The 18474-nt window shown below is 42.9% G+C and carries 15 protein-coding genes and 2 pseudogenes; 6 read left to right on the top strand and 11 right to left on the bottom strand.

Translation table 11 applies throughout. The annotated features are described in order from the left end of the window. Positions 1 to 39: 39 nt before the first annotated feature. The 9 genes and pseudogenes from QUA74_RS24250 to QUA74_RS24210 form a co-directional block, all read right to left on the bottom strand. A complete protein-coding gene (locus tag QUA74_RS24250; RefSeq protein WP_333334225.1) occupies positions 40 to 1200 on the bottom strand; it encodes a glycosyltransferase family 4 protein in 1161 nt (386 codons plus the stop codon). 1 nt (position 1201) lies between these two features. Continuing rightward, positions 1202 to 2110, bottom strand: coding sequence for a glycosyltransferase family 2 protein (locus QUA74_RS24245; RefSeq protein ID WP_333334223.1), 909 nt, complete (start codon positions 2108 to 2110; stop codon positions 1202 to 1204). Between the two features lie 63 nt (positions 2111 to 2173). Continuing rightward, positions 2174 to 2455, bottom strand: a pseudogene (locus tag QUA74_RS24240) (glycosyltransferase); the annotation flags it as partial. Between the two features lie 174 nt (positions 2456 to 2629). Continuing rightward, positions 2630 to 3631 (bottom strand): hypothetical protein, encoded by a 1002-nt coding sequence (locus QUA74_RS24235; RefSeq protein WP_333334221.1) that lies wholly within the window; start codon positions 3629 to 3631, stop codon positions 2630 to 2632. Positions 3632 to 3663: 32 nt separating this feature from the next. Beyond that, positions 3664 to 4803 carry a glycosyltransferase family 1 protein gene (locus tag QUA74_RS24230; protein WP_333334219.1) on the bottom strand — a complete coding sequence of 380 codons (1140 nt, stop codon included), beginning with the start codon at positions 4801 to 4803 and terminating at the stop codon, positions 3664 to 3666. Between the two features lie 250 nt (positions 4804 to 5053). Next, a complete protein-coding gene (locus QUA74_RS24225; protein ID WP_333334217.1) occupies positions 5054 to 5986 on the bottom strand; it encodes a glycosyltransferase family 2 protein in 933 nt (310 codons plus the stop codon). A 19-nt stretch (positions 5987 to 6005) separates the two neighbouring features. Further along, a complete protein-coding gene (locus QUA74_RS24220; protein WP_333334215.1) occupies positions 6006 to 7223 on the bottom strand; it encodes a hypothetical protein in 1218 nt (405 codons plus the stop codon). Then, positions 7220 to 8557 (bottom strand): flippase, encoded by a 1338-nt coding sequence (locus QUA74_RS24215; RefSeq protein ID WP_333334213.1) that lies wholly within the window; start codon positions 8555 to 8557, stop codon positions 7220 to 7222. The genes QUA74_RS24220 and QUA74_RS24215 overlap by 4 nt, the downstream gene beginning before the upstream one ends. A 130-nt stretch (positions 8558 to 8687) precedes the next feature. Beyond that, complete coding sequence (locus QUA74_RS24210; protein ID WP_333334211.1) at positions 8688 to 10109, bottom strand: O-antigen ligase family protein; 1422 nt, start codon at positions 10107 to 10109, stop codon at positions 8688 to 8690. Between the two features lie 205 nt (positions 10110 to 10314). Here QUA74_RS24210 and QUA74_RS24205 point away from each other — a divergent pair, with 205 nt between their 5' ends. The 3 genes from QUA74_RS24205 to QUA74_RS24195 all read left to right on the top strand — a co-directional run bounded on the left by QUA74_RS24205 (position 10315) and on the right by QUA74_RS24195 (position 14947). Continuing rightward, positions 10315 to 11787, top strand: coding sequence for a polysaccharide biosynthesis/export family protein (locus QUA74_RS24205; RefSeq protein WP_333334209.1), 1473 nt, complete (start codon positions 10315 to 10317; stop codon positions 11785 to 11787). A gap of 135 nt (positions 11788 to 11922) precedes the next feature. Continuing rightward, positions 11923 to 14259, top strand: a complete 2337-nt coding sequence (locus QUA74_RS24200) for a polysaccharide biosynthesis tyrosine autokinase (RefSeq protein WP_333334208.1) — start codon at positions 11923 to 11925, stop codon at positions 14257 to 14259. A gap of 322 nt (positions 14260 to 14581) precedes the next feature. Beyond that, positions 14582 to 14947, top strand: coding sequence for a response regulator transcription factor (locus QUA74_RS24195; RefSeq protein WP_039886668.1), 366 nt, complete (start codon positions 14582 to 14584; stop codon positions 14945 to 14947). Positions 14948 to 15013: 66 nt separating this feature from the next. Here the strand turns inward: QUA74_RS24195 and QUA74_RS24190 are convergent, their stop codons facing one another. Continuing rightward, complete coding sequence (locus tag QUA74_RS24190; protein ID WP_333334207.1) at positions 15014 to 15511, bottom strand: hypothetical protein; 498 nt, start codon at positions 15509 to 15511, stop codon at positions 15014 to 15016. Positions 15512 to 16087: 576 nt separating this feature from the next. On the opposite strand from QUA74_RS24190, the pseudogene QUA74_RS24185 reads away from it, so the two are divergent. Beyond that, positions 16088 to 16371, top strand: a pseudogene (locus QUA74_RS24185) (IS630 family transposase); the annotation flags it as partial. 124 nt (positions 16372 to 16495) lie between these two features. On the opposite strand, the gene QUA74_RS24180 reads toward QUA74_RS24185, so the two are convergent. After that, positions 16496 to 16819, bottom strand: a complete 324-nt coding sequence (locus QUA74_RS24180; RefSeq protein WP_333334205.1) for a hypothetical protein — start codon at positions 16817 to 16819, stop codon at positions 16496 to 16498. A 324-nt stretch (positions 16820 to 17143) separates the two neighbouring features. Between QUA74_RS24180 and QUA74_RS24175 the strand changes: the two genes are divergently transcribed. Further along, positions 17144 to 17449, top strand: a complete 306-nt coding sequence (locus QUA74_RS24175) for a hypothetical protein (protein ID WP_333334204.1) — start codon at positions 17144 to 17146, stop codon at positions 17447 to 17449. Further along, a complete protein-coding gene (locus tag QUA74_RS24170) occupies positions 17446 to 18402 on the top strand; it encodes a transposase (protein WP_333334202.1) in 957 nt (318 codons plus the stop codon). The genes QUA74_RS24175 and QUA74_RS24170 overlap by 4 nt, the downstream gene beginning before the upstream one ends. The last annotated feature ends 72 nt before the right edge of the window (positions 18403 to 18474 follow it).

Below are 18474 nucleotides of genomic sequence, written 5' to 3'. Positions count from 1 at the left end.
TCCGTTAAATCATTTAAAAAATCCGTTGCCGAACTTGCTTCACCTATTCTCCGTCAAAAAAGATGTAACTTCGACGTAAGCTTTAGCTGCTGTTTCGGGCGTTTTTTGAGAAATTATCTGTCGTGAACGCTCTCCCATCGACTCAATCAAATCAGGATTATCTAGAAAAATTTGCATTTTATCCGCTAACTCTTTAGCACTGCTCGGATCGAAAATATAACCGTTCTCACCTGACATAATTAACTCACAGGAAGCTGCACCATTTGAACACAACACTGGTTTCCCGAACACCATCGCTTCCGGTACAACCATACCCCAGACATCCTCAAAAGTAGGAAACACAAAAATATCAGCTTGCTGAAAATAAGCACCTAAATTTCCATATTCTACCCATCCCGCCCACGTTACTTGCTCTTCAAAATCGCACTCTTTAATAAATGCTTCCAGTTCTTCGCGTTGATCTCCTTTGCCAATAATCAACAGCGAATAATCCACATAACCTTGATTTTTAAGAATAGCACAAGCTTCTAAAAGCGTTTTAATTCCCTTTCTCGCGGTGATGCGCCCTACATACAGAAAAATCGGGCGTTTTAACTGTAAGTTGGGGGGCTGAGTCTGATCCAATCGTTTCAGCAAAGCTCCCGCATCAGGTACGAGATAGGTTCGGGTAAAAATTTTATCCTCCGGTACATTGAGAACTTCTATCAGATATTTTTTCCCCGCATTGCTATTGGCAACAAAAGCATCGGCAAACCGCACAAGGATGCGGCGCACAAATGTCCTAAAACTGGAATCTCGAAAGTCTGTATTTGGGGAACTACCATCGTAAATAATGGCAATTTTCCACCTCAGTAGCGGTTTTAAGAACGCAACAATTACAGTCCACAAAGAGAAAGCTTGGGGAAAGACCACATGAGGTCTAAATTTTAGCAAATAGCCGATAATACTAGGCGATACTACAATGAATCCGCGATCGTATCCTGTTTCTATCTTTTCCGTCTCGACAAATTTAGTCTCCCCTACCAACTGAATTGCCGATGCTCCCGGCAGCGTAGGATCGAACCCAGACCAAACACGACCAGTATAAAATACAGTATTCTTAAAAATTTTCGTAAATTCCCTCAAAACAGGCTGCCAGTAAGCTCCCAGTTCCACTTCCGGGACAAGCCAAGCAATGCGGAGTTCATTTCTATCAACCATCCTATTCACCTTGAGTTTTGTTTTTAGTCAATCCCAGTTTACTCAACACTGAAAGCCAAACTAACCGGCGATAAGGTAGCAGCCAATAAATTGGCCACAACCAGCCACCATGCCGCTGAGTAAATACTTTCCACTCTTGAGCCGGTTGCAGGGTAGTATCTTTGAATGATAAACCTTTCGGTTTGCTCATTTTATCCAATCCTTCACTTAAATTATCAGCAGCCGTTTTGGTCACCTGGGGGTTGAGAGAACAAGTGCCTAAATAGCCAGGAGCAATCCAAACTGTACATCCTTTCTGTCTGGCTCGTAAACCATAATCCCAATCGCCAATATAATGGACAAAAGCCGGATCAAGGTTGCCGACCATTTGCACAACACTGCGGGGAATTAATACGCAGTTGCCGTGCATAGTATCGCACATCTGAGGCTCTTTTGTTGGTTCTAGAATACCATATCGGAATGGGTGCAAAGGGTTATTTCGCACCACACCCCCGTATGTTGTTTGACCCGTTTCGGGGTCGCAGGTTGAACCGCCAATGATTACTTTTGTTTCTCCTTTTTCTGATAATTTTTGAGTGGTTTCTAGCAATACACTTACGGTTTCTGGATAAATAAGAGTGTCATCATTTAACCAGAAGTAGTAGTCTGGATCATCTTTCATTGCTTCGGTGAAAGACCCACGCATTCCCCCGTTCCAAAATAAGTTCCCATCGCCGGAAAAAATCTTGACTTGAGGATAGATTTGACGAACTGCCTCGCTGGTTCCGTCCGTGCTGGCATCATCGACTAAATAGGCTAAAATATCAACATCTGCTGGAAGTGCCTGCTTAAAAAGAGCATCTAAGCAAGCTAAGGTTTTCTCTTTACGGTTGAAGCAAGTTAAAAGCGCGGCGATTTTAGTACGGTTCATTGTTCCCAATTGTGCGGCTTATAGCGATATGCAAGGTAAAATTTACCAAATAAAATCAGATTTTTATCTTGACTTGGGAGTTGACAGAACCTCGTTAAAAACAGACAAATAGCGATTTGCTTGTATCTCCAAGGTGAATTCTTTTTCCGCTTTCTGACGGGCGTGAATGCAGAGTTTTTGATGTCGCTCCGGGTTTTCTAGCACCCATGCAATACCTCGCGCTAAATCCTCACTGTCATAGGGTTGAGCTAAATAGCCATTGTGCTGGCGATCGACAATATCTTTTAATCCCGTCACATCAAAAGCCACCACAGGCGTGCCGCAAGCCAAAGCTTCCGATGCCGTCGGTGCTGGCATCATCTACTAAATAGGTGGTAAGGCTAGTATCGGCGGGGAGAGTCTGGTTGAACAAAGCCTCTAAACAAGCCAATGTCTTTTGTTTCCGGTTAAAGCAAGTTAGAAGGACTGCAATTCTAGTACCGTTCATAATTTCTAAATAGGTTTAGACTGCGATAATTGTCAAAAAATTTTGATTTTACCATCTTGAAGAACTGTTAAGTTTTTTGATTTCTGCGGGAGTAAGCTGCGTTTAATCTTCCTTAATATGATCTTAATGCTATCTACAAAAAGAGCCTTTCCGATTAAAACTTCCCTGAACAGGGGGTGAGTATTTAAAGCTTTCAAGCAACGTTGTTGATATTGGTCATACAAGGGACTGTAATAATCTTCGTGAGTGTTTGCTTTGTCTTTCTGCAGAACGACATTGTTGGCTGTTTCCAAATTTCTTAATGTCTCCGGCAGGTCAAAACTGTAGCCACTTACTAAGTCGTACCATTTCACGCCTTTTCGTGTTAACTGATAGCCTTGATCCATTTCCACAAATAAAGCCCAATTTGGCTTGCCCACATAAATCATTTTGTAGCTATCCAAAAGATTTTTCTCGTTGATTTGCAGCGCGTAGGATGCTCGGATAAAATAGTTGGCTCCACCCACGTAAAACCACTCTCTGCCATCTGTGTGGGAAAACAATGTCATCTTTAAGCGAGCTGCATAAATCATGGTAACTGTCGGATCTTCCTCATAGATTTTTTCGCATTCATCTAAATCTATGATCAGGTTGTCGGGAATTATATCGGCTTTAATTTGACCTCCTATTTTGGGGAATTCTACGGGATATCTGCTAGCAGGAGATGTCAAATCGAGATAATGTTCCTGAAACTGCCAGATATATTTAGGCGAGGAATCAAAGTAATTGTCTCTTAATAAACTTAAATAGTCTATTCTAGCGCCTTGGTCCACCCCCCAATTTCTTCTAATTATAAAATGAACTTGCTTGTTGAACTCCCAGCCTTTTTCTTGCACGAACTTAGCCACTTTCTCTTGCTCTTGTTTATGATTAGAAGAGCAGTCTAAGATATAAATTTTATCTTGCTCTGGATCGAAGTTCCTGATTTTATCAAAGTTGTCTAAAAACAGGGAAATTCGTTCGCAATTAAAAACTGCTAAATGAAAACGAGACATCTGTTTTCCTCATCTACATTAGTTCACAAAAATTATAACAGAGATAAGTAGACTTTTTTGGTTTTTTCTGCACAAGTCTCCCAAGAAAAAAGCTTGATTCTTTCTGTACTGAGTTGGACTAACTTTTCAGCTTTTTCTGTCGAGAACAAAATTTTCTGCAAAGCTTCAGCAATATTGTCAGGTTCATTGGGGTCAAATAATTCGGCGGCTTCTCCGACCACTTCAGGTATGGAGCTAGTATTACTGCAAGCAACGGGGCACTTAAGTGCCATTGCTTCTAACAGCGGCATCCCAAACCCTTCGTAAAGCGAAGGGTAAACAAAAAGCGCAGCATTTTGATATAAATTAGCCAAAAAATTGTCATCTCCTGAAACTTGAATAACTTTACCTTCTGGGAGTCCAAGGATACTAATTTGATTGAGCTCTTGAGGATCAAAGACACCGCCGCCAAAGCAGACGAGATGAAAGTTATTCCGCAATTGGCTGGCATGGGCATAAGCTTGCAAGAGAGTGTTAAAGTTTTTGTAACCCCCTCTTTCTCCTACGTACAAAATATAGGGATGAGGTAGGTTGGGAGCAACGGTATCGCTAGAATAGGTGTTTAAGGAGTAACCGTGATAGACTACAGATATTTTGCTCGGTTCTACATTTAAGATTTCTATTAAATCTTTTTTGGTATTTTCCGAAACACAAATAATCCCATCGGCTTGCTGCACAGCTTCTTTTTTTATCAAAGATGTTTTATCTTGGGCATTAAAGATATTTTTGCTCTTAAAAAACTGACTAAACTTTTCGTGGATCATGTCGTGGACTGTAATTACCACTTTCACTTGCGGATCGCTAATGCGTTTTCCTGAGCTGTAATAAGTTTGGTGCAGAATATTGTGAGGATATTTTTTGAGCCAAATTGCGGAAACTCCCTGGTTAAATTTGCCAACTAATTCGTTGATTCTTTTTTTATTGGTGTCAGGAATAGGAAAGCCGACAATTAAGTTTGATTTATTGTCGGATTTATAGCTTTTTAAATACTCGTTGACATAAGCTATCGCTAAAATTTTAACCTCTATATTTTCAGATTGAGCGAGGTGAGTTGCCACCTCATATATATATCGGGAAATACCACCATATTTCTGCCAGCTAAAAACTTGATGATCGTAGATAACTCTTAACATATAAAACCTTAACCTTCAATAATTTGTTGACTAGATTCTAGACGGGCTTCACAAAATAGGGATTATATTCCTATTAAAATTTGAACTCAAATTTATATGGGAACTAATGCTTTACAAATGGATAGGTATCGAGTCACCTGCAAACCTTGGTCCAGTGGATAAGAGGCGCGAGCAGGCCCCTTCAGTATTAGAACTGTTGAGAGGTACTACATTCATCTCCCCTGCCTATCCTCTAGATTTATAGCTGAATTTACCTGTTTTGTTTCAAAAGTTTATTGACTTTTTTTTGCACCTTCCTTAATAACGGCGGATTGTAATCATATAGAGTGTTTTCGGTAAAATTATCTGCTTGCGTATCCCGAATTGCAAAGGTTGGGTGTTTCATGGGAAATGTCATAGCTTCTACAGGCATATTACTGTAAGGACTGTTAACATCCTTGGTGTTAGTTCCTCCTATACCATGTCCGATATTAGAAGCTAAATTAACATTCGCAAGAATATTCATACCATTTTGAATAAAGCTAGCAAATGTCCACTGAAAAGCCCAACTCTGTAATTTTTTTTCATAACAAAGCTGAAAAGTATTTGTCCAAACTTTGGCAGCATGAGAGTCTCCCAGTACATCTACCAAAAAATTACCATCGCGAATTTCTGGCCACAGATTCATATCTAAATCATAGTGCTGCCAAGCTCGCCTCCAACTCGCCCAGCTCCAGCAGTGATTATAGCGAGAAAAGTAGTAACTATAATCAGTTCTTTTTCGCCCAAACTGAACATTTTGACCAGAAATTGACAGAATTCGCTGGTCGTCTCGGTAACGCTCCAGCAATTCTTCAGCGAAGCGGAAAAAAGTAGGATGAGGGAGACAGTCATCCTCAAGAATAATTGCCTCTTCAACTTGATCAAACACCCAATTCATACCGCTAGAAACCCGCAGGCGACAACCGAGATTTACATCTGCGTAATTCTTCAAAACTTCGCAGTCCCAATCTACTTGGTCAATAATAGCTCTAGCGGCAGCACATTCTTGATCTTCTCCAGGCCTATCTGGACGTGGGCCGTCAGCAATTACTAGCAATTTGGGAGGTTTGGCCTGACGAATTGCCTCAAATACTTGAGCCGTTGTATCTGGACGTTTGAAAATGATAAAAGCGACGGGTGTTTGGATTTGGTAATTGAACATTTCTGCGACTCTACTTTTTCTAGTAGTCTTCAACATCTGAATTAACAAGCTCAGCAGTCATCTGCGATTTAAAATTAAACCACTTCTGGAGCATCACAGCCGCTATGTATGCTAGTGTATCATTGCTAGTCTGATAGGGCAAAAATCTATAGCGAAAACTAGCCATTCTCGGATCACGTTCTTGGTATAAAATATCTTGGGCAAAGTTCCCCCAACGCTCATCTATCAAATCAATTGTCATACCAGCATGAGCCGAAGGTAGCAACATATTAGAGCCGTGAAGACCAATTACTAAGCGGCTTTGTGAATAAACACGGCATATTTCCTTTTCAACTTTTTCATTAAAACTCTCCACTCTGTAATCTTCAATCCATTCCGGAAACTTAGTTTTTGTCCCCAAACCAGCTACTGCAAATTTTGCTTCTGGTACTTGCAACCGGATTTTCTGAAATAACTGCTGAATTTTTAAATTTTGCAATGGCAATGCCCTTTCTCGTTGATTTAGCTTTTTCATAATTCGGAACAGCAAACCGTTAACTAATAAACGATCTTCCCGCCAAATAAAAGTAATTCTTGTTTCTGGCTCCTCAAATTTGTGTTTGGGAACTCTAGTAAACCGCGTGATGTCAAACTGGCTAGGATGAGAATGGGCTTGGCTGACATAAATTTCATCAAAGCGTTTAGTTTCTTCCTCAACAAACTCGGCGAAGCTGGGATAGTAAGTTTGACCATTTTTTAAAGAAATAGGTACTGTCCAGACTTCTGCAACTTCATCAGGAACCATCCACCTTAGCAACTTAGGAACTATCACAACTAACCCGCAGTCCGAGTTGCATTGTAAGTGCCTTTGTGCATTTAGCAACTTCAGCAAGGAATGACCATAAAGATGATCGAGACAGTTTAAAATAATTACCCGCTTGCAGGGTTTAAAAATTTCTTTGCCAATCTCAAGTTTTTCGGGTTGAGGATTTTGGAGTGAATAGAGTAATGGTTGGCCTAGCCATTCTTTGATATTAGCAACTTTTGCAAAAACTTCACCTTTGATTGTATCAACTTGGACGGAGTTTGTGACTCCATGACCTACTCTCAACTCGTCGATTATTTCGCTGCCACATCCCGGGCACTTACAGTCCAGAACAATATGTATCCCTTGCCACAAAATTTTTTTTGCCTTGAGTTCCGTGTCGCAATAGGGGCAATTCGAGCGCTGTTCGATTTTAGGTTTAATTTGAATCACTTTACTAATCCTCTGATTCTACAAGCTGCCTTGTATAAGTTAAGGGAGCGCCCTATGAAATTTCCGAATGGGCGCAATTCCTTAATCAAGAAATTGAGTAATATAATCACGTAAAAATAAGTTATCAGAGTAGCTGCCGTTGCTCCAAAAGCTCCATACTTAGGAATCATGAAAAAGTTCAACCCCACATTGAAAATAGATCCGACTACAGTCAAGTAAAGATTGTAGCGCAACTGACCTTCTATGTTCAAATATGTACTCCGTGCTACTCCAAAGTTACTGCCAAATTGCGCCCAAACATAGATTGCCAGTACCGCTGCTGACTTCGCATAGTTTTCACCGTAAAGCACATGCACTATCCAGGGAGAAAGTAATGATATTGGTATCGCAACTCCCAACCATAAAAATATCATAATATCCGAGTAAATTTGAAATTTATTTAGATATTCTTCATAATTGGTCTTTCTCAAATTCGCTAATTTGGGAAAAATAGAGCTGGATATGATCATTGGCAAGAAATCGCAGATTTCCGAAATTTTAACAGCTGCAGCATAATAGCCAAGTTCAGCATTTTGATTCATCGCACCGAGCATTATCTGATCGGTTTTTGAGTACGCATAAACTGCCAATCCCGACAAAATTATCGGCCAACTTTCCGATAACAGTTCCTTACACCTTTCCCAACTGAAGTGCCAATCCTTAATTTTATTCCCCGTAAGGTTATAAAAATATACATAAGCGATTCCTACCAATGCGACCTCTGTCAATCTAACCCAGGCGAAGGCAAGCAGGGGGGCTTTAATTGTTACTAACCCAATTCTGACAGCAGCAACTAAAAAACATACCGAATTTTTTGCCAGCACTGTATATTTGGACTGGATTTGGGACTGAAACCAAAAATTGATTGCTTCAAAAGCATTAAAGATCGTTCCCGCAGCGATGATACCTACCAGCCACCGAGTCAGACTGTCGTTGGGCTTGAGTAGCGCAATTACCGTGACACTTAACAACAAAGTGATGCAGCCACCAGTAAATTGCAATCCGAAGGCAGTTCCCAGGGTCTCATTTTTGCATTCTGGGTCGCGAGCGATATTCCTCACTACCAGAGTACCCAACCCCATCGCTGCCACCGAACTAAACAGCGACACAAAGGCGATCGCGTAGTTGAGCAATCCAAATTGTGTCGGACCAAGATAGCGAGCCACCCAAAGGCCTACAAACAGGCCTAAACCCATCTGCAAGATTTGGTCAGTGAACAGCCAAGCTATGTTGCTGAGTACCTGGCGCAGACTAGGGCCGAGCCTTTGAGTGACCGCAGTTAACTTATCTAGCATCAGAATATTTTAAATTTTTACAAAACACAAAGGCAGTTCTGGCAGGGTCGGCAATCTCGCAAAATTAGACTGGTTGGTCCTCTAACAACATATCACAACTTGACCCACGATCCACCTAATAAAGGTTACTTCAATGGACAGTGCGAGCTAAAGAACGCCTTTGAGGGTTACTGGTGCTACTGTTAGAACTATTGTTAGCATTATCTATCGCAAGTCGAACCGTCAACATTACGTAACTCAGCCAAGGATTTCCTATATCTAGGATATAACCTTCTGTGATGTTGCTTATAATAATTGACACTAGAAAACAAATAGGTATTCCCGCTTCTTCCAGGGTGCTTCGACTCAAATACCGAACTGCGTAAGCTAAATTGAGCAGCAAGGAAGTCATCATTAAGATTAATCCCGGCCAACCGAAGGCTAACAAGATACCGATCCCGCCATTGTGAGGATTTTTAGGTTGAAATCCATTAGGAGTATAAATAAAATAAGCAGGAGTACCCGCTCCTAACTTATCTTGTTGAAAAAATCCATCGTATCCGTAGCCAAACCAGGGGCGCTGATTGACCGCAGCCATTAACTGCGGCCAGAATTCTGTCCGCCCAGTTAGAGTCAAGTCCTTGCCTAACCCACCTACAATAATATCCTCTAGGTTGTCTACTACAAAAACAGTCATAATTATGCTGACGACCAGGAAACATATAATCGCAGTAAAGGCCCACTGAAAACTTAATTTTTTTAAAAAATTTAGTGACGACACTGCAATTATTAATATGATAGTAATCACTAGAGCCGCGCTCGATTTATTAGCCCTTACTAGGTAAAATGAAAAGAACATCATTCCCAAAGCAATCCAGCGATCTTTCTGAGTTTTAGCTCCTTGAGAATAATGCAAATACCAAAATGCCGTACAGAGAGCTAAAACTCCCCCCAAAGAATTTTTAGATTGGGTTAAGCCAACAAAATCGCCTGCTCCAGGGGGTTTCATTACAAAACTTGCCAAACCGATTGCCGTGTATCCCCACCGCCAGAAACGAGATAAATCCTCCCATTTATATTGCGCTGCAATGTAAAAGCCGAAAGCAGTAAATCCTGAAAAAGCTAGGCCTGCTCTTAGCGTTTCTTCAGGAACTATAGACCATAATGTAGACAGTAATGGAAGTAATATATAAAGTAAAAAGAAAGGATTCATTATCAATATTTTGGCAAAAATATCTATGAAATTGCTCATAAAAACTTTAGTTCTTGAAATTAAAATTAATACTACCCAGGGGTAAAAAAAATAAGGTAGTAGTTTTAATATACCACCTTCTGGATCTTTCAAGTTAACAAAATGCAAGTAATTAAAAGGAGGTTGGGTCAGAAAAGGAGAGATAAAAATATAAAGACCAGCAAAGCTTTTTTCTAAAGCCAAACCTATTTTTTTATAGCTAGCAAATTGAAATAATAGTATAGTTGCCATCGCGAGTATAGCAATTAGCATCAAAGTCAATGAAGAACTACCTAAAATCAGCTCTTTCAGCATATTTGGTAGAGACACTGGTTCAGTCATAATTGCTTTCCTTTATAACCAACAATATCAAATTATATAGATATAAAATATAGCCGTCAACCCGCAACCACGCTAACACAGAAATTAGGCATAAAGCAAAAGTACAGCATCGTTTTTTCGGCGATCGCTTAAAATAATGAGCTTTTTGCCCAGCACTAAAAAGGCTACACTTATATAAATCATAGTCAATAAAATTAGGTGGTGTATGGTTAACACCCATTTTCCAAGACAGATAGCCCCGTCGGTTGTGGGTGTTGTCTTGTTTGCTTCCACTGTCATCGCTGACGCCAGAAGCACCCTGGCACAACTTCCCATCCCGCTAGGCGCAGAGCAAGCCCAGAATGTTGCGCCCGTTACGAGATCGCCGGAAAGCTATAAACTCGGCGGGGGCGATCGCATCCAAGTAGAAATACTCGAAGTACCCGAACTCAGCCGTGGCTACGAAGTCCTTTCCGACGGTTCAGTCAACCTGCCCCTGATCGGCTTGGTCTCCATCCGCGGCCGCACCTTAGTAGAAGCCACCAACATTATCCGCAACGCCTACCGCCGCGTCCTCAAAGACCCCATAGTCACAGTCAGCCTCGTGGCCGCCCGCCCCCTCAACGTCGGCGTCATCGGAGAAGTCACCAGGCCCGGAAACTTCACCATTACCCTAACTCCTGGCCCGGGAGCCACGCCGAGTGTCCAGTACCCCACCGTCACCCAAGCGATCAGACTCGCAGAAGGCGTCACGGGTGTCGCCGACATCCGCAACATCCGCGTCCGCCGTCCCCAACGAGACGGCCCCGATCAAGTGCTCAACGTCAACCTGTGGAAATTCTTGCAAGAAGGAGACATCTCTCAAGACATCATTTTGCAAGACAGAGACACAATCGTGATTCCCACAGTCGCCAACTTCAACCAAGCAGAAGCTCGTCAATTTGCGACGGCCAACTTTTCGCCACCCCCAGAAAAACCTCGATCGATCTCCATCGTTGGTCAAGTCACCCGCCCCGGGGCTTACGTCGTGATCGGCGGCAACACCACAAACGACCTCAGCCGCGAAGGTTTCCCCACCGTCATCCGGGCCATTCAGCTAGCTGGCGGCATCACCTCCGATGCCGACATCAGGCAAATCCAAGTGCGGCGCGTCACCAGAAGAGGCGAACAAATTATCCCAGTCAACCTGTGGCAGTTCCTAGAGTCCGGCGACGGCGCCCAAGATACCATCCTCCAGGAGGGAGACACGATCATCGTGCCCAAAGCTACGATCGTCAACCCGGCAGAAGCTGGTGTGCTCGCGAACACTAACTTTGCCCCCGTCGGCATTAACGTTTTTGTAGTAGGAGAACTCAGAACATCCCTCGATCCCTTGAGGCTCCCAGCTAATGCCACACTGAATCAAGCTTTAGTTTCCAGAGGATTTTTTGGCTACGAGAATACCAGAGCTAGAAGGGATAAAGTTGAGCTAGTCCGCCTCAATAACGACGGTACAGCTACTAAACGGACGATCGAAGTCAATTTAACTCAAGGAATTAACGAAGAAACCAATCCTCAACTTCGCAACAACGACATGATTATCGTATCTCGCAGGGGTCTAGTCAATTTTGTCGATCGCATGAACGCTGTAATCGGACCTGTCGGGCCAGCTACGGGAGTGTTAAATTTTATAAACGTTCTCCGATTTTTATTCAGGTAATAAAGTGGCGGGTGAGGTGGATAATTCCTGGCCAAGGCTAGAATAAACGAAACAATAAGATTACCCCGCCGCGACCTGGCCACTTCAAAAATATCAACCTCAAAAATATCAACCTCAAAAATACCCAGGCTGAATATGGATAGCAGACAAGATTACCAACCCTTCACACCCAAATCGAATGGCAAACTGCCGGAGTTATCTGCTCAGAACTACAGAGATCACTTCGTAGAGGACAGAGAAGAAGAAAAGCTAGACTTGTCCTGGCTCTTAGGCGTCGTGCGCCGTCGCTTCCTGGTCATGGCAGCAGCCACCATTGCTTTGAGCGCCCTGGCAGGAACAGCGATCATCGCCACTTCTAAAAGCATAACGATCGAGTATGAAGGCTCCTTTTCCCTGTTAGTAGAGCCAGCCACGGCTGAAGGTTTGCAATCCAAACAATTAAACAACACCCAAGCTGCGGACTTAGCCAGAATTAATATAGAAGGAATTAGCTTAGTAGACTACGAAACCCAAATTAGGATTTTGCGTAGCCCCAAAATGATGCAGCCCGTGATTGAGGAATTGCGGGCTTGGTATCCCAAAATGAACTATACGGAACTGATGTCAAAAATGTCGATCAGCCGCGTCAGCTACACGAAAGATGGCAAACAGCAAGGCACAAAAATTTTACAAGTTCGCTACAAAGATTCAGACCGGAAAAAAATTTACGGCGTATTGGACAAAATTTCTAAAGCTTATCTAGATTACAGCTTGCAGCAACGGCTGATGGGCATTAATCAAGGTATTAAATTTATAGATACGGAGATGCCCAAGCTCCGAGAAAGAGTGGAAGTTCTGCAACTGCAAGTCCAAAGACTGCGGCAGCAGAGCAACTTGTTTGAACCTCAGATAGAGGGAAAATCTCTGTCTGAACAAGTTCAAAGCATTCGGGGTAAGCAAGTAGAAATTAGAGTTCAGCTAAAAGGGATGCGAAACCTCTACCAAAGCTATGAAAAACTACTCAACGAAAATAATCCCCAGGGGCTGCTGATGACCCAAGGACAAGCTTACGGCGGACTCTTAGGTCAAATTCAGAGAATAGACTCGGAATTGTCCTTAAAATTAGCTCAATACAGAGAAGACAGTTTGCCAGTTTTATCGTTGCGAAAAAGTCGGGAAGAACTGATTTTAACCGCCACTCAACAAGCAAGAGAAGTGGTGATGGGAAATTTAGAGACCCAAATCAAAGAAGTTGAAGCGCGCGATCGCGAAATGACCGCTTCGCAAAATGCTCTCAACCAAAAAATTAGAAACTTTTCAGTTACAACCCGACAATACGACAATTTACAGCGGGAACTGCAAGTAGTTACTAAGAGTTTTTCGGACTTCCTGGCAAAACGAGAAGCTTTGCGGATTGATGCGGCTCAGGAGCAAATACCCTGGGTGCTGATAAATCCTCCGGAAATTCCGCTAGACAAATTCGGCAGCCCTATAACAGCTACCGTCAAACAAACCAAAAAACAGTTGGCGCTGGCAGTAATTTTAAGCAGTCTCCTGGGCATAGCAGTCGGCTTGCTGGTAGAGGTACTAAATACTGTATTCCACTCTCCAGAATCACTGAGAATCGCCACAAGATTGCCAATACTCGGGGTGATTCCGTTTACCAAGAAAGTCAAGCGCAGACCGCCAGCCAGACAGAGGAAACTAACATCGGCTCGATCGAACTCGAAAGTGGAAGTAGTCGAACCGGGCGAAGCTAGACATACTGGTCCGATGAGCGGGGAACCAAGTATTTTGAGCGACTTGGACTATCAATTTTTAGAAGCATTTCGATCGCTCTACACGAACATTCACTTGCTGAGTGCAGGCACGGCAATTCGATCACTCTTAATCGGCTCAGCCGTAGCCGGAGACGGCAAATCTACAGTAGCTTTGCACCTGGCAGCAACAGCAGCAGCAGTCGGACAGCGAGTATTGTTAGTAGATGCAGATTTGCGCTGCCCGCAACTGCACGCTAAGTTAGGACTGCCAAACGTGCGTGGCCTGGGCGATGCCATCTCCACAGATCTCAGCCTCAACGACGCGATTCAACGAGCCCCGAACCAAGAAAATTTGTTCGTACTCACCGCAGGCCAAATTCCCCCCGATCCGATCAAGCTTCTTTCTTCCAAAAAAATGCATTATCTGATGGAGCAATTCCAAGCATTTTTTGACTTAGTAATTTATGACACCCCGCCACTAGCAGGCTTGGCCGACACCCACTTGATCGCAGCTCACACAGACGCTACGATTATGGTCGTCCAAATTGGGCAAACAGACCGATCGCAAGTTCGCAAAGTTTTAGAAGAATTAAAAATTTCTGGAGCTTCCGTCTTGGGAGTCGTTGCTAATGGCTGCAAAAACACCGATCACAGCTACCGCCAGCGCCCGGTCGTTTTAGACACGCTCTACGACCAAAAACTATCGGCTTTAGGTACGAAAAATCCTAATTAGACAAATGTTGATGCAGGCGGCCGAGCGCCGCCGTCCTCAACGGGAAACGCACAACCAAGCTATACCCTCATTTTTGGATAATAGTACCATTTGAGAAAGAAAATGATAGACTAACGGACATAGCCTCGTGTGTCAACCGAGATTGCGCGGATCTTTAAATTTTGCGGTAATTACTCAGAAAATGATTGAGAAATCAGCAAAAGTGGGTAAACTACATTTAGCAGAGCGCAATCTCAATCAGGAAAAGACACCTTTGAAGGTGAACGTTAGTGTAAACGTTAATGTGAACGTTTCAACCCAGAAACTTGGTAGGGATTATTCTATGAGTACAGTTATGGTTGTTGATGATAGCGTCACTCTGCGGGAGATGATCGCCGACTTGCTCAAAGGTAGAGGACTCAACGTCACAGTAGCGAGTGATGGCGTAGAAGCTCTAGAGCAAATCAAGGCTAACCGCCCAGATTTAGTCGTTCTGGATATCGTGATGCCCCGGATGAACGGCTACGAAGTCTGTCGTCGGCTCAAAAGCGACCCTAAAACCCAAAATTTGCCGGTGGTAATGTGTTCGAGCAAAAGCGAAGAGTTCGATCGCTACTGGGGAATGAAACAGGGAGCCGACGCTTACATCGCCAAGCCATTTCACCCTCAGGAACTGGTCGGCACTATTAAGCAACTGCTGCGAGGTTGAGGTAGAGGAATAGGGACAGGAAAAAAATTGTCTTGAGCGCTGATTATTTCTGCTCCCGCAGCCTCTCTAAACTACTCGATTGACAATAGTCCAAACATCCCCGTCCGATCGCACGTAGGGAACAGTAATACTCTTAAAACCAGTAATAAAAGGCTTGTAATAAACCTGCCAGTAGCTGGGACTAATTTGGTCGGCGATCGCTTTGAGTCCCTTCACTTCCGCCGCCAGTTCCGCCGCCAGTTCATTAATCCGTTCCGCGTGTCCGTGAGCAAGCACTCTTCCTTCTTCAACTTGCTCCTCCATCGGAGTGATTCTTTGCAACTTTACCGACTGCTGCTGTTTCTGACTCAGTTGAGCAGACAGAGCCGCGATCGCATCATCAATCCCCTTGACTTCTGCCGACACTTGTGCTGTTTCCCTCGCGTGACGCCGATAAGCATCGGCGATCGCTTGGGGCGAATCACCTGCTGGGACAACATCGGCAATACTAAGCTGCTGGCGTTCCAGGCGCAATTCCTCAATTTGAGAGTAAATTGCCTCTATATCTGTCTGAAGTTTGTCCACCTAATTATTACCGCGTGGTTGTTGGATATTTTAGAATATTAACACAAACCCATCACCTAATCGGCCTAGAAATTGCATATTTTAGGCGAACTAGAACCAAGGCCCCACAAGAAGAATTTGAATAGTTTGAAAAATACAAACTTTTATGTTTCTCAGTTGAGCGATTGCCGTCGATATCGAGTCCGGTTAATCAGCGCGTGTCCGGTAAAATCAGCATTATAGATGGTAGTGAGGAATGCAAGTCCGAGCGCGTTTTATGAGGATTAAAGTCGTCACTACAAACACAATTCCCAATTCCCATTACCAATTATCAATGATTAATTGAATTTTTTAACTAACAGCCGGTTCGTCCCAGGCGTGTATTTAGAGGGGGGATGTATCGGAGCGCTGGCGCGGAGTACCCCGAATAAATCACCGCCCTTGATGAAAGGCGCGTCGGTCGGAGGTTGGCGAGCCCGACAATTATACTTCGGGAGCATCCTGATTTTCAATGTACTTTCTAAGCGTTGAAACAGTAAGCTGTTGTGCCTTTAAATAGGGTATACTAAAAATTTAGTTTAGTCAATTAATACAAAAATGCCAGCCAAAAACCATCTCAATCCCCAACAAATAGAGAAACTACAAAAAGCCTTAAGAGAGGAAGAGAAGGGAAACATTAGAGAAAGAATTCTGATTTTATTATTGCTCAATGACGGCAAAACGCAATCTAAAATCGCTGATTTTTTAGGTTGCTCAGTTGCTCAGTCAAAAAAGTATCTTATTGGTGTGTAAAGGGAGACCCATACAATCTAGAAAGTCTAATAGATGAGAGGATGAAAGGGAATTACAAAAAAGCCACAGATAAATACAGCACTTTGCTTAACAATTAGGTACAATATAGCAATCCTAAATGATTTTCTATATCTAGAGCAATCCTAAATGCTTTTCTGTGTGTAAGTATATAGCGTTTCTCAGATAAATGAGGTATACAGAAACCCTGTATTGTCAAGCTTTCCAGGTCAAAATTCGTACCTCACCTGTTTGAGAAAGGCTATATTGACGTATTTTGGGGAAATCAAATTTATGTTCGTTAGTAAAAAACTCAAATAAAAATTTGACAATCTTAAAAGACCTACATAAATACCAATACTTTCTTAAAAAGTTTTTAGCTTGTAACCAAATATCTTCAACGGGATTCTGTTGGGGAGCATTGGGAGCAAATAAAATACAAGTAATTGACCAATTATCAGGTTCTTTGTCACCATTTAGTTCTAATAAAAAGTCTCTAAATTCTCCATACTTATGATAACTAGCTCCATCCCAAATCAAGATAATCTTGCGATTTTTATATTTATTTTGTAAGTTTTTATAAATTTAACTGTTGATTTTCCATCACCAGAGGGATGGCTCTGAATATGGAATTATTTGCTTTGATAATTGAGGGCGCCAAAATAAGTTTGTCTATCTTTTTCATTGGTAATGGGGACTTCAATTCTGATTTTTGATTGACCCCAAACATAACCAGTTAAATCACCATGAAGTAGATGACTGGAGTTTAGACTAACAAGGGAAAGAAAAGGGAGCCTGTGATTGCCACAGGTTCCCTAAAGGCAGAAAATTGAGAATTAGCAAAAAACCTCAAATCTGCCTACGATGAATTGTGAAGCCTTGAGAGAATTCCGTCAACAAGCCTATAAAATGCTAGGGCCAGCCAAAGATGCCACGTTTGAGCTGATGGATGCAGTGATGACCACGCCAAGAGCCAATTGTTTAACAGAGATGGCACTCAACCCATTGTTCCGAAGACAATGGTCAAGCGTGTCCGAAGCCTTACAGGACTCTCAGCCAGACCGAGAGCAATTAATGAAACTGTATCTTCAGCAGATGTCAGGAGTAGAGAGACCAATTTTAGCAGTAGACTCGCGCAAGCGTGGGCGAGACCAGATGCACCAACCTTGAGGGAGCGTACCTATGAACATCAAGCCACTGCAATTCATGGCAATAAACCGATAGCAATCGGCTTGGGCTACACCACAATTGCCTGGATACCCGAAGCGCAAGGGAGTTGGGCTTTACCCTTAAGACACGAACGAATCACCAGTTGGGATACACCCATCAGTAAAGCGGCATGGCAGTTAGAACAAGTGATAGCAGGGTTGCCACAACGACCATTAGTATTATTTGACCGGGAATATGGCTGTGCCAGTTTAGTTTTGCAGACTGCCCATCTCAAAGCCGACAAGTTAATCCGGCTGCGTTCTAATCGCTGTTTATACTCTGCCCCACCAGCTTATTCTGGTCGAGGGCGCCCCCGTAGTCACGGGAAGAAATTTCAGATCAATGACCCCCAAACTTGGTGGGCTGCTGAGGAGATGGTAGAATTAGATGACCCAAAGCTAGGACAATTACAAATCAGAAGGTGGGATAACTTACACTTTCGTTCTAGTGATCAACATCCGATGACATTGATCTTGGTAGAGCGAAAAGCTCTCGGTAGTAATTGTCGTCAGGTTAAACCTTTATGGTTAGCATGGATAGGTGAAGGTGAGAATTCTTGTTCTCTCGAAGTAGTCTGGATGGACTATTTGCGCCGCTTTGCCATTGAGCATTGGTATCGTTTAGCCAAGCAAACATTACATTGGACTCTACCTCATCTCAGCACCCCAGAACAATGTGACCGTTGGAGCGATTTGATGCCTCTGTTAACTTGGCAGTTGTGGTTGGCTCAAGATTTAGTTCGAGACTATCACTTGCCTTGGCAAAAACCTCTGACTAATTTGACTCCTGGACGGGTGGCTCAATCCCTTTTCCCACTTTTGGTTAAGATTGGCACTCCTGCTCAAGCACCAAAACCACGGGGAAAATCCCCTGGTTGGCCGAGTGGTCAATCCCGAATAGGGCGCATTCGCTAAGCTGTTGTACCTTTAAATAGGGTATAATAAAAATTAAGTTTAGTCAATTTTTACAAAAATGCCAGCCAAAAA

Origin of the sequence: Microcoleus sp. LAD1_D3 (assembly GCF_036702135.1) — a bacterium.
Taxonomy (GTDB): domain Bacteria; phylum Cyanobacteriota; class Cyanobacteriia; order Cyanobacteriales; family Microcoleaceae; genus Microcoleus.
The sequence above is the reverse complement of the archived record's forward strand: the minus strand, read 5'-3'. Positions and strand labels throughout refer to the sequence as shown.